Annotated in this window: 13 protein-coding genes and 1 pseudogene; 9 read left to right on the forward strand and 5 right to left on the reverse strand. The window is 71.1% G+C overall.

Annotated features, from left to right (window positions below; all coding sequences use genetic code 11):
* Window positions 1-417, forward strand: a pseudogene (locus ABZS97_RS40855) (2-oxoacid:ferredoxin oxidoreductase subunit beta); the annotation flags it as partial.
* Window positions 418-560: 143 nt separating this feature from the next.
* Here ABZS97_RS40855 and ABZS97_RS40860 read toward each other — a convergent pair.
* The gene (locus ABZS97_RS40860) at window positions 561-968 is read right to left on the reverse strand and encodes a helix-turn-helix domain-containing protein (protein WP_356147697.1); all 408 of its coding nucleotides are present in this window, start codon (window positions 966-968) and stop codon (window positions 561-563) included.
* 92 nt (window positions 969-1060) lie between these two features.
* Between ABZS97_RS40860 and ABZS97_RS40865 the strand changes: the two genes are divergently transcribed.
* From ABZS97_RS40865 to ABZS97_RS40875, 3 genes are all read left to right on the forward strand, one after another.
* Window positions 1061-1915 (forward strand): SDR family oxidoreductase, encoded by an 855-nt coding sequence (locus tag ABZS97_RS40865; RefSeq protein WP_356147701.1) that lies wholly within the window; start codon window positions 1061-1063, stop codon window positions 1913-1915.
* Window positions 1916-2153: 238 nt separating this feature from the next.
* Window positions 2154-3113, forward strand: a complete 960-nt coding sequence (rarD, locus tag ABZS97_RS40870) for an EamA family transporter RarD (protein WP_356147753.1) — start codon at window positions 2154-2156, stop codon at window positions 3111-3113.
* Between the two features lie 129 nt (window positions 3114-3242).
* A complete protein-coding gene (locus ABZS97_RS40875) occupies window positions 3243-3701 on the forward strand; it encodes a VOC family protein (protein WP_356147704.1) in 459 nt (152 codons plus the stop codon).
* Between the two features lie 18 nt (window positions 3702-3719).
* Here ABZS97_RS40875 and ABZS97_RS40880 read toward each other — a convergent pair whose 3' ends face one another.
* The 4 genes from ABZS97_RS40880 to ABZS97_RS40895 form a co-directional block, all read right to left on the reverse strand.
* Window positions 3720-4181: a hypothetical protein gene (locus tag ABZS97_RS40880; RefSeq protein WP_356147708.1), complete on the reverse strand. Its 462-nt coding sequence runs from the start codon at window positions 4179-4181 to the stop codon at window positions 3720-3722.
* A 130-nt stretch (window positions 4182-4311) separates the two neighbouring features.
* Entirely contained in the window at window positions 4312-6081 is a 1770-nt protein-coding gene (locus ABZS97_RS40885) for a hypothetical protein (protein WP_356147711.1), read from the reverse strand.
* An 8-nt stretch (window positions 6082-6089) separates the two neighbouring features.
* Window positions 6090-6815 carry a hypothetical protein gene (locus tag ABZS97_RS40890; protein WP_356147716.1) on the reverse strand — a complete coding sequence of 242 codons (726 nt, stop codon included), beginning with the start codon at window positions 6813-6815 and terminating at the stop codon, window positions 6090-6092.
* A gap of 89 nt (window positions 6816-6904) precedes the next feature.
* A complete protein-coding gene (locus tag ABZS97_RS40895; RefSeq protein WP_356147720.1) occupies window positions 6905-7948 on the reverse strand; it encodes a peptidoglycan DD-metalloendopeptidase family protein in 1044 nt (347 codons plus the stop codon).
* 172 nt (window positions 7949-8120) lie between these two features.
* Here ABZS97_RS40895 and ABZS97_RS40900 point away from each other — a divergent pair, with 172 nt between their 5' ends.
* From ABZS97_RS40900 to ABZS97_RS40920, 5 genes are all read left to right on the forward strand, one after another.
* On the forward strand, window positions 8121-8696 hold the full coding sequence (locus ABZS97_RS40900; RefSeq protein WP_356147724.1) for a DUF6668 family protein: 576 nt from the start codon (window positions 8121-8123) through the stop codon (window positions 8694-8696).
* The gene (locus ABZS97_RS40905) at window positions 8693-8980 is read left to right on the forward strand and encodes a hypothetical protein (protein WP_356147729.1); all 288 of its coding nucleotides are present in this window, start codon (window positions 8693-8695) and stop codon (window positions 8978-8980) included. The genes ABZS97_RS40900 and ABZS97_RS40905 overlap by 4 nt, the downstream gene beginning before the upstream one ends.
* Window positions 8981-9368: 388 nt before the next feature.
* Window positions 9369-9662 carry a hypothetical protein gene (locus tag ABZS97_RS40910; RefSeq protein ID WP_356147732.1) on the forward strand — a complete coding sequence of 98 codons (294 nt, stop codon included), beginning with the start codon at window positions 9369-9371 and terminating at the stop codon, window positions 9660-9662.
* A gap of 44 nt (window positions 9663-9706) precedes the next feature.
* On the forward strand, window positions 9707-10492 hold the full coding sequence (locus ABZS97_RS40915; RefSeq protein ID WP_356147739.1) for a hypothetical protein: 786 nt from the start codon (window positions 9707-9709) through the stop codon (window positions 10490-10492).
* A gap of 1 nt (window position 10493) precedes the next feature.
* Window positions 10494-11529, forward strand: a 1036-nt coding sequence (locus tag ABZS97_RS40920) for a hypothetical protein (protein WP_356147745.1), incomplete at its 3' end; no start/stop codon positions are given.

Genomic DNA, 11529 nt, shown 5'->3' on the forward strand with positions numbered 1-11529 from the left:
TGCAACATCTTCAACGACGGCGCCTTCGAGGTCCTCAAGGACCAGCAACAGGCCCAGGAAGCCGTCATCCGCCTCGAACACGGACAGCCCATCCGATTCGGCACCGACGGCGCGCGCGGTGTCGTACGCGATCCGGGCACCGGGGACCTCAAGGTCGTCACGGTGACCGAGGAGAACCGGTCGCAGATCCTGGTCCACGACGCCCACACCGCGTCCCCGACCACCGCCTTCGCCCTCTCCCGCCTCGCCGACCCCGACACCCTGCACCACACCCCCATCGGCGTCTTCCGCGACATCAACCGCCCCGTCTACGACACCCAGATGGCCGACCAACTCGACACCGCCATCGAACAGAACGGAAAGGGCGACCTCGCCGCGCTGCTCGCGGGGGGCGACACCTGGACGGTTGTGGGCTGAGGGGGAACTGACAGCGACAGGGCCTGGGTGCGTTGAGTGCACCCAGGCCCTTCGTGTGCGGCGGGAGACGAGACCACGGGTGGCGAAGCCCTCCATGCCGACGCCCGCCCTATGTGCGCCCCCGCAGGGCCGCCCGCATTCGTTCAGTCGGCCGCGCGGCCCGCGTCGTATGTCTCCCTCGCCTCGGTCACGTTTCCCATGCGTCGCTCGGTCCACTCGGCCAGCGCGCGCACCTGCTCGGCCGCCTCGCGGCCCAGGTCGGTGAGGGAGTAGTCGACGCGTGGGGGGATGACCGGTTTGGCGTCGCGGTGGACGAGGCCGTCGCGTTCCAGGGTCTGGAGGGTCTGGGCGAGCATCTTCTCGCTGACGCGGCCGATCGCCCGGCGCAGCTCGCTGAAGCGGTACGGGTGGTCCAGGAGCTCGATCAGGACGAGGACGCCCCAGCGGCTGGTGACGTGTTCGAGGACCAGGCGGTGCGGGCACATCGTCTCGCCCTCGACGTTCCACTTGCCGGTGACGGAGCCCTTGCTTGCAGTCTCACTTACGGCCATGCCAGTACCTTACTTCAAAGTGGGTACTTTCCAGAAGTTAGCGCCGCTCTTAGGGTTAGTGCCAGACCCACCCCACAAGGAGCTGCGAAATCATGAGCATCGTCGTCACCGGAGCCACCGGAAACCTGGGCAAGTTCGTCATCGAGGGCCTGCTGGAGAAGGTTCCGGCCGACCAGATCACGGCCGTGGTCCGCAGCGAGGAGAAGGGCGCCGGTCTCGCCGCCCGCGGCGTGCGGATCGCCGTCGCCGACTACGACGCGCCCGAGACCTTCGTCGACGTTCTCTCCGCCGGTGACAAGGTGCTGCTCATCTCGGGCAGCGAGGTCGGCAAGGACCGCGTCGCCCAGCACAAGGTCGTACTGGACGCCGCCAAGGCGGCCGGCGTCGCGCTGCTCGCCTACACCAGCGCCCCCGGCAGCCTGACGGCCGCCCTCGCCGACGACCACCGCGGCACCGAGCAGGCCCTCCTGGCCTCCGGCCTGCCCTACACGCTGCTGCGTAACGGCTGGTACCACGAGAACTACACCGAGCAGCTCGCCCCCGTACTGGAGTACAACGCCGTCACCCACGCCGCCGGCGAAGGCCGAGTCTCCTCCGCCGCCCGTGCCGACTACGCGGCCGCCGCCGTGGCCGTACTGACGGGCGAGGGTCACGAGAACAAGACGTACGAGCTGGGCGGCGACGAGGCGTGGTCCTTCGCGGAGTACGCGGCCCAGGTGGGCAAGCAGGCCGGCAAGGAGATCGCCAACAACCCCGTCGACACCAAGACCCTCGTCGGCATCCTCGTCGGCGCCGGCCTGCCCGAGCCCTTCGCCCAGGTCCTGGCCGGCGTGGACGCGTCCGTCGAGAAGGGCGAACTGGTGGTCACCAGCGGCGACCTGTCCCGTCTCATCGGCCGCCCGACCACGCCGATCGCCGACTCCCTCGCCGCCGCCCTCAAGGGCTGAGCCAGGACCGAGCCAGGGCTGAGCCCCAGAAACCGGCCCTCCTCACGCCACCCTCGCCTGTCATGACCGTATGGCGATACGGACATGACAGGCGGGGGTGCTCGGCGTTACCTTCGTGGAGGCTGCACGGGAGCAGCCGCGCGCGAAGGAGGAGCCGGTGGCCGTGGAGTCGAAGAGCGAGCAGGGCTCCAGGAGTGAGCAGCGCATCGGGCTGCTGAACGGTTTCGCCGCGTACGGCATGTGGGGGCTCGTCCCCCTCTTCTGGCCGCTGCTCAAGCCCGCCGGAGCCGTCGAGATCCTCGCCCACCGGATGGTGTGGTCCCTCGGCGTCGTCGGCGTCGCACTGCTGGTGATGCGGCGCTGGGCCTGGCTCGGCCCGCTGCTGCGGCAGCCGCGCAAGCTCGGGCTGATCACCGTGGCGGCGACCGTGATCACCGTCAACTGGGGCGTCTACATCTGGTCCGTGAACACCGGACACGTGGTGGAGGCCTCGCTCGGCTACTTCATCAATCCGCTGGTCACCATAGCCATGGGCGTCCTGCTGCTGAAGGAACGGCTGCGGCCCGTGCAGTGGGCGGCCGTCGGCGTCGGCTTCGCCGCGGTCATCGTGCTCACCGTCGGGTACGGGCAGCCCCCGTGGATCTCCCTGTGCCTCGCCTTCTCCTTCGCCACGTACGGACTGGTGAAGAAGAAGGTCAACCTCGGCGGCATCGAGTCCCTCGCCGCGGAGACCGCGATCCAGTTCCTGCCCGCGCTGGCCTATCTGCTGTGGCTGGGGTCGAAGGGCGAGGCGAGCTTCGCCGCGCAGGGCGGGGGCCACGCCGCGCTGCTCGCGTCCACCGGGCTGGTGACCGCGCTCCCCCTCGTCTGCTTCGGCGCGGCCGCGATCCGGGTGCCTCTCTCCACCCTCGGGCTGCTCCAGTACCTGGCGCCCGTCTTCCAGTTCCTGATCGGGATCCTCTACTTCCACGAGGCCATGCCGCCCGAGCGCTGGGCCGGGTTCGCACTGGTCTGGCTCGCGCTGTCCCTGCTGACGTGGGACGCACTGCGGACGGCGCGCCGCGCTGCGCGCACGCTCAGGGCCGAGGCGCGCATCCCGAGGCCCACCGTCGCGACCGCGACGGCGGGCACGGCCGGCGCGGCCCGGAAGGCCGAGAGCATGGCATCCGGCTCCGACCCGGTGGACGCCACGCCGTAGGGCTTCCGTCGTACGACATGGGGGCCGGCCCCCGTGGATGCCAAGCCGTCGAGCTTCCGTCGTACGGCATGACGGTCGATCCCGGCGATTCCCTTGCCCGCTCGCTCATGCAACCCATACAAGTGGTTCATGACGCACACTCCCCTGCACTGGAAGCTCGTCATCGACACCGCCGACCCGCACGCCCAGGCCGATTTCTGGGCCGGCGCCCTCGGGTACCGGGTCGAGGACAACAGCCCGCTGATCGAGCGCCTGCTGGGCGTCGGCGCCGTACCGGCCGAGCTCACCGTCGAGTCGCACGGCCGCAAGGCGTGGCGTGACCTGGCCGCTGTACGGCATCCGGACGACCCGTACGAGGAGGAGAGCGGGACCGGGCTCGGACGGCGGCTGCTGTTTCAGCGGGTGCCCGAGGCGAAGTCCGGGAAGAACCGGCTCCACCCCGACCTGCACGTCGGGGCCGAGCGGCGGGCGTCCGAGGTCGAGCGCCTGGAGGGGCTCGGTGCGAGCGTGCTGCGCCATGTGAAGGAGCCCGGGGGAGAGTGGGTCGTGATGGCGGATCCCGAGGGCAACGAGTTCTGCGTGCAGTGACGTGACGGGAGCGGCCCCTCAGCGGCGCGGGCCGGGGGCCTGGCTCCTCGCACCCAACTCCCTTACTGCGGAGGCGCGTTCCACGGCGAGCGCCTGTACCCGTCCCGGTGTGGATTCCGAGCGCAGACGGGCGGCGACCGTCGACGGCATACGGGTGCCTCGGGCGGCGTCGCCCGCGACCCGGGAGCGCAGGGCGCCCACCAGGGCCAGATGATGCTGGAGTTGGTCGGGGGTGAGCGTCTCCACGGAGACGCTCACCGCTGCCCGTACGGCGGCGGGGTGTGCCGGGATCGGGGCCGCACCCCGTGAGGCGACGCGAGCCGGGTCCAGGCCGGCGGCGCGGAGAGCGGCGGCCTTTTCCCGGCGGTCGGCCGCGGAGGAGTGGGGCGCGGCCGCACGGTCACGCCGCGTATCGCGTCGGCCGCCGCCCGGCTGAATCGTGCGCCAACTCATCGTGCCGGTCAGCTCGTTGACGGACACCTCGACCCGGGGACGGGGCGAGCGCCGATGGGCGGCGGCTGAACGCTCGCTCGGGCGGCCACCTGCGTGGGCGCCCGTGGGGCCAACTGCAGGGAGCGCGTGCACGGGCAGCGGCCTCGGGTCGTCGCGGTCACTGGCCATGGGCGCGGGGGCTCTGGTTGTAGGGGTTGTCGACGATGGCGCGGGCGCGCTCGGCGAGGCGGTTCATACGGGAGCGGGCCGATTCGAGCTGCTCGATGTCGTCGGCGGCGGGGCCGCTGTCGGCCGCGAGTTCGCTCCACACGCCGATGAGGTCACGGCCGAGGTGCAGGCCCTGGTACGGGTCGCGCACCGCGCGCCAGGCCGCCGCCGCGCTCTGCACGTTGCCGTACGCGGCGCGCGGGTCCCGGTGCCGTCGGCGGACCTGCGCGAGGTCCAGCGACAGGTGGAAGGACCGGAGCGCGTCCCCGGCCAAGTAGGCGATGTACGCGGTCAGTTCGCGCAGGCGCAGCACCTCGGGGTGCTCCTGGCCGAGGGACGCCGAGGCCTCCGCGACGGCCCGCTCGGCCATCTCCGCGGCCGCCTCGATCCGTCCCATCTTCACGGCCTCGTTGATCTGCGCCACCGGCTCCGCGAGGAAGCCCGGAACGTCCTGCGAACCCGCTCCGGCCGCCGACCCGTCCTCCGGGCTCGGCGCCAGCACGGCCTCCGCGACCGCGTCGAAGCCCCGTACGGGCGCGGGCTTCGGCTCCGGCTCCGGCTCCATCACCGGCATGGCCGCCACGGCGGGTGCCGGCTTCGGGGCGGGCGCCGGGGCCACCATCGGCAGCGGGGTGGGCACGGGGTCGATGACCGCGGGCTTCGGGGTGGGGGGCACCGGCTCCGTGACCGGCGGACGCGGCGTGGATTCCGGTACGGCGACCTCCTGGGCCCCGTTCTTCTCCCACGCCAGCGGCGTCATCGGCACGGGAGGGGCCGGCCGCGCCGGACGGCCGGTCGGCTCCACGGCCGGACCGTACCCCGTCGCCGGGCCGAACTCCCCTACTGGAGCAGCTACTTGGGGAGGAGACACGGCCTTCTGCGGCGACTGCGACTGCGACTCCGGCTCGGGTTCGGGCTCCCGCTCGGGCTCCGGTACGGCGCGGAGCACGAACGTCGGCGCGCCGGCACTGGCCGGGGCGGGGGCGGGGGCCGCCGGGGCGGGAGCAGTGACGGGTGCCGAAGGCTCAGCCGCGGACGCGGCAGGAGCAGGCGTCGCGGGCGCAGGCGCAGGCAGCGGCTTCGGTTCCAGCTCCGGTTCCGGCACCGCCCGCAGGACGAACGTCGACGGCGTGGGCCCGGTCGGCTCCTCCACCGCCCGCAGCACATGCGTGGCCTTGTCCCGGGCCGGAACGGGCGGCGCCTCGGGCGGGGCAGGCGCCTGGGGCGCCGGCGGTGATGCCTGGGGCACCTGCGGCACCTGAGGCACCTGAGGTGCCTGAGGCGCCTCGGCAGCGGGTGCGGCGGCCACCGGAGCGGCGGGCATGACGGGCATGGCCGGCACGTCCGGCGTCGGCGGAGCCGGTTCGGCGGTCGCCGGCGGCCCCACCCGTACCGGCTCCCCCGCGTACCGGCTCGACCCGTCCACGTCCACGTGGAGCGGGACGACGAAGCCGATGCACTCGTCGCGGACCGTCGCGAGGACCGGGTGGCCGGTGGCGAGGGCGAGGCGGTGGAGGTAGTTGAGGACGGCGTCCTGGGCGGTCTCGCCCTGGGCGGCGACGATCGGCATGCCGCCCACCAGCGCGGCCCCGGACGCGGGCACGTGGACGTCGATGGGCGTCACCCCGGGAGGCGCCTGCCCCTCGGAGGCGTTACCCGGCGCGGAACGACGCTGTGCCCGCTTGAGTTCCCGCTTCTGTTCGCGGCTGAGTCGAGACATCGGTTCCCTCACACGGGTTGATCAGAGAAGGAAGAGGCAGAGGACGAGGAAGCGGCAGAGGACGACGAGGAGTCGGATTCGGACAATGACACGGACGGGGACGCGGACGGCGGCACCGCCGCATCCACCGTCGTCACCTGGCTGACCCGCCACGGCTTGCCCTTGCCCGAGCGTGTCAGTGTCAGAAAGACGTTCGCGCGCGGACCCGTCCCCGTCCAGCCGTCACGGCCATGAGCCTTGCCGTTGACGAAGAGGGCCCGGTAGGCGAGGGAGGGGGTGTCGGTGGGTCCGTCGCCGTCGTCGTCGAAGGTCACCGACACCGTCGTCCACGCCTTGTGGTCCGCCCAGACGTTCCACGCGTCGCCCGCCCCGCTCGCGGGGCGGTACGAACGCTCGTCCGCGGCCTTCTTCGCCGTGAACCAGCGCGCCGAGCGCAGTACGGCGTCGTGCGGGCTGGTGTCGTACTTGGTGTCATAGCCGTACGCCACCTCCGTCCACGCCTTCGAAACCGCCGTCGCGTCCGTGGCCTCGACGCCCGTCGGGCTCGGCACCTGCGCGTCCGCACCCAGCGGCTTTCCCGACGGCAGGGGCGCTTTCGGCGCCACCGAGGGGGCGGCGGAGGGCGACGAACCCGCCGCACCCACCGATCCGCCCTGGTCCTTCAGACCACAGCCGGTCAACGCGACAAGCCCCGCCAGGGACACCGCCACGGCGCCGATCTTCCTCGTACGCATCCTCGCCTCCCTCCTTCTCGTGCCCGCACTCCTGCGGGTCCTGGTGTCCGTGCGCGCTCCGGCCCGCACGTCCGCCTGCCCGTCGGCCGTCATTTCAGCCCCAGCCAGGGTGCCGGATCCACGTACTTGCTGTTCTGCATGACCTCGAAGTGCGCGTGCGGTCCGGTCGAGTATCCGGTCGAACCGACCGCGCCGACCTGCTGCCCGACCTTGACCTTCTGCCCCACGCTCACGCTGAGGGCGGACATGTGGTTGTACGTCGTCTCGATGTGGTCGCCGTTGATGGTGCCATGGTCGATGATCACGCGGTTTCCGTAACCGGTGGACCAGCCCGCGAAGGTGACCGTACCGTCCCGGGCCGCCTTGAACGGCGTACCGGCCGCGGCGCCGAAGTCGATACCGGTGTGCAGCTTGTAGACGTGCAGGATCGGGTGCATGCGCATGCCGTACGGGGAGGTGACGGGCGGGTTGCCGGGAATCGGCATCGCCATCTGCTGCCCGTCCGGAATCTTGCCCGGTGCGTCGTCCACCGACTCGTACTTGGATATCAGTGACTTGATACGGGCGACGTAGCCCTGGGTCTCCTGGTACGGCGGCATGCCGTGGTACTGATGCACCGCGCCCGGACCCGCGTTGTACGCCGCGAGCGCCAGGTCGAGGGTCTCGCCCGACGCCTCACCGCGGTCCTTGTAACCCTGGACCTGCTCGGCGAGGGCGCAGTCGTAGCGGCCCTGCGCCATGATCGCGTCGCCGGGGTCGAACGGGGACGCCCGGCCGTTGCCGTCGTCGTCCTTGCCCCAGGTCACCCAGGTCCCGGGCATGAACTGCGACAGGCCCTGGGCGCCGACCCCCGGGGACACGGCGTTCGGGTTCCAGCCCGACTCCGCCTCGATCTGCGCCGCGATGACGGCCGGCTTGATGACGTCGCACATGCCACCCGCCTTAAGGACCCAGGGCACGTACTGCGCAGGTACCTCGCCCTCCTTGAGCCCGCCGCCGACACCGCTTCCCTGGCCCTCGGCGGCCGCGCCCTCACCGCCGCCACTCACCGCGACCATCATGATCACCGGCATGAGCACGGCGGCGACGCAGCCGCCGACCACCCAGCCCATGCTTCCGCCCCCGTTGGACATCGGCTCCCCTCGGCCTCAAGATCCGGTCGTGTGTACGACGTTGAGTCTCTCGGCTCACACCCGCTCCCCGCGTCACTGCGACGTCACAGGCTCGTCCCAGGAACTCACGCCCCGTTACCGAACCCGTCCGGGCGACGTGAAGATCGGTGGGCGACGACGAAGGGAACTGGCGATGCAGGCAACGCAGGGGATCGCGCAACAGGGCGCGAAGGGGGCCGAGATCGGGCCCGAGATTTGGATACGCGGGCCGCTGACCGGCGGCGAACCGGAGCCACAGCCGGACGACCCCGGCCAACTCCTGGTGACAGCAAGGCAGTTCGCCTGGGTCGCCACACACGGCGGCGCCGGCGCCTCGACACTCTCCGCCGTCTTCGGCGGCCATGACGCGGGCCGCAGCTGGCCCCGGCCGGACCAGGGCGAGCCCGGATCGGTCCTCCTCGTCGGGCGGACACACGCCGCGGGACTGGAGGCCGTGTCACACACCCTGGACATCTTCCGGCGCGGCGACGCGCCGCCCGGACTCGACCTCGACGCCATCGTGCTGGTCGCGGACGCGCCCGGCCGGCTGCCCCGGCAACTCACCCAGCGCATCAAGGTGATCGCCTCGGTGATCGACGTCTACCGCGTGCCGTGGGTGCCCGCGTGGCGCACCGGCGACCTGGCCGCCGAACCGCCGCGCGAGTGCGCCCAGTTGGCCCGACTGACCGGGGGCCCGGCCCCCCTGCCCGCAAGGAGGGGCAACCGATGAGCACCCTGCAACTGGCCAACGCCGTACTGGACACGCCTCTTGGCTCGACCCTCGCCGCGGGCGCCAACGTGACCGGCCCGCTCAACACGGTGCTGAACTGGATGGCCTGGATGGTCACGGCCGCGGGTGTGGCCGGACTGCTGATCGTGGGCACCCGGATGGCGATCGCCGTGCGGACCGGTGACGGCGAGGAACATCTGAGCCAGTTCCTGACCGTGATGGGCGCCTGTGTGATCGGCGCGACGGCAGGACCGATCGTTTCCACCGTCATGCCCTGGCTCTGATCCCGCGTCAGCACGCGCGTCAGCACCCGAAATCAGCTTGAACTCGGCCCGAACCAGGCCGAAATCACCTCGAACTCAGACCGAATCAGCTCCGGCCCAGCTCCGACTCAGCCTCGGGTCCGGACCTGATTCGTTGTCATGCCCCGGCTCTGACGCCCCGCTCACGTGACGAGATCTTCCCGTCTGTCACGGACACGTCACCGACTGGTGCTGGATCACTACATCGCTTGGCTCAACCTCACAGGAGTCGCCAAGCTCACTGTGCAGCCGGGAACCCGGGCGGAACATCCGCCCTCCACCGGAACTCGCCTCACACGAGGCGCCCTTCGCAACCACCGCTCACAGCACGCACTACGTCGGCGGCAGCCGACCACATCGGGGAGTAGTCATGTTCAACGCGATAGCGGCCAAGGCCCACATCTACCTGGCGGACGGAACGGTCCCCAACCCCACGAAGGACGCGCCGACCGAACTGACCGGCAAGGTCGACACCGTCCTCGGCATCCTCGCCTGGGCCGGCACCGCGGCGGGCGTCGCGGGTGTCCTGATCACCGGCGCCATGATGGCGATCTCCATGCGCCGCGGCGAGGGCTCGGAGCACATGGGCCGCCTCGGCATGGTCCTCGGCGGCTGTGTCCTGGTCGCCACCGCCGGCCCCGTCGTCACCTTCGTCTTCGCGTGACCGAAGCCCCGTCCGACACCCACTGATTCGAAGGGAGCGCAAGCATGCTGAACTCCGGCCGGTCCCGCGGGGGCAGCGGGGAGTGGGAGCAGCCGTTCTGGCAGCAGCGAGGCTGGATCCTCTCGGCCGGGTTCCTGCTGGTGCTGCTCGTCCTCGCCGTCTTCACGATGGCCACCCACGACGACAAGCCGGCGGGCGCTGCGGCGGACCCGACCCCGACGGCGACCGCCACGAAGGACGACGACGACCACAGCGGCGACAAGGGCAGCGGCGGCGGGTCGGACACCCGGCCCGCCGGCTGCCGCACGGACGACAAGGACCAGGCCAAGCCGGCCAAGGTCCCCGCGGACTTCCACTGGAAGGCGGACGGCACCGGTCTGGTGCCGGTGTCCAAGACCTCCGGCCCGCTCAAGTACGACGGGCCCGTGTGGTCCTGCTTCGCGCACACGCCGATGGGCGCGGTGCTCGCCGCCCACTCCATCACCGACCACCTGAGCTACCCGGGCTGGCGCACGGTCGTCGACCGCCAGGTCGTGCCGGGTGCGGGCCGGGACGCGCTGATCTCCAGCCGCTCGCAGGACGACGACAAGCCCACCTCGGGCAAGGCCGACGCCGGAGGCTACGCCGGCTTCTCCGTCCTCGCTTACAACAAGGAAGAGGCAACCGTCATGCTCCTGCTCCGCGGCCCCAACGCCGCGTACGGCTCCGCCTCGGTGAGCGTGCGCTGGCAGGACGGCGACTGGAAGCTCGCGCCCGACGCGGACGGCACGGTGTACGCGGGGATGGCCCAGGTCGGGGGCACCAAGGGCTTCGTCACCTGGGAGGCGTGAGATGTCCTGCACCTGGAAGGCCTACGACTGCATAGGCGCCGGCTTCAACTGGATCGTCGGCGGAACCGGTGAGGCGCTGGCCGCCGGCGCCGTGGAGACCTTCGCCAAGGCGATCGGCGAGGCCGCGTCGCAGGTACTCAAGGCGCTCAACGGCGTCTGGCTGCAAGTCAGTCCGGGCGATCCGACCAATCCCGTCAATGACATCCAGGCCGAGACGAGCTGGCTGGTGGCCTACGTCGCCGTGGCCTCCCTGCTGGTCGCGGCGATACGGATGGCCATCGACCGCAAGGGCCAGACCATGCGGCAGGCCTTCAACGGGATGTGGAAGGTCATCCTCGTCGCGGGGGTGGCGACGACGGGCATCCAACTGCTCAACAACGCGTCGGACGCGTACGCACAGGAGGTCTACAAGAAGGCCGAACTGGGCACTACGGCGGACAAGATCCTCGGCGTCATGGTCCTGGACTCACCGGGGCTCGTGCTCATCTTCGGTCTGCTGGTGATGCTGTCGACCTTCGTGCAGATCTGTCTGATGTACATCCGCATCGGTGTACTGATCATGCTCGTCGGCACGCTGCCGCTGGCCGCCGTCTCCTCCATGACCGGGTGGGGCGAGGGCTGGTGGAAGAAGCACATCGGCTGGCTCGCGGCCTGGCTCCTCTACAAACCGGCGGCCGCGTTGATCATCTACTCGGCGACGGCGATGACCAACAGTGCCAAGGGCCAGACGAACGAGGCCGGGAACCTCAACCAGACCATCGCGGGCATGGGCATGCTGATCCTCTCGGTCTTCGCGCTGCCCGCCCTGCTCAAGCTGATCGTCCCGGCCACCGCCGCACTGGGCGGCACGTCCGGCGGCACGGTCACGCTCAATGCCGTCAACAACGTCGCCAGTGGTGCCGTCAACATCGCCGCGAACAGCAGTGGAGGCGGCGGCGGGGTGGAAGTCGATGAAGTCCAGGCCGGCGAGCTCACCGATGGGGACGGAGTCGCGTCCGGCGAAGGGGTGGCCGTCCGGGACGACGAGGTCGATCACC

Source organism: Streptomyces sp. NPDC005485 (assembly GCF_040606085.1).
Classification (GTDB): Bacteria; Actinomycetota; Actinomycetes; order Streptomycetales; family Streptomycetaceae; genus Streptomyces.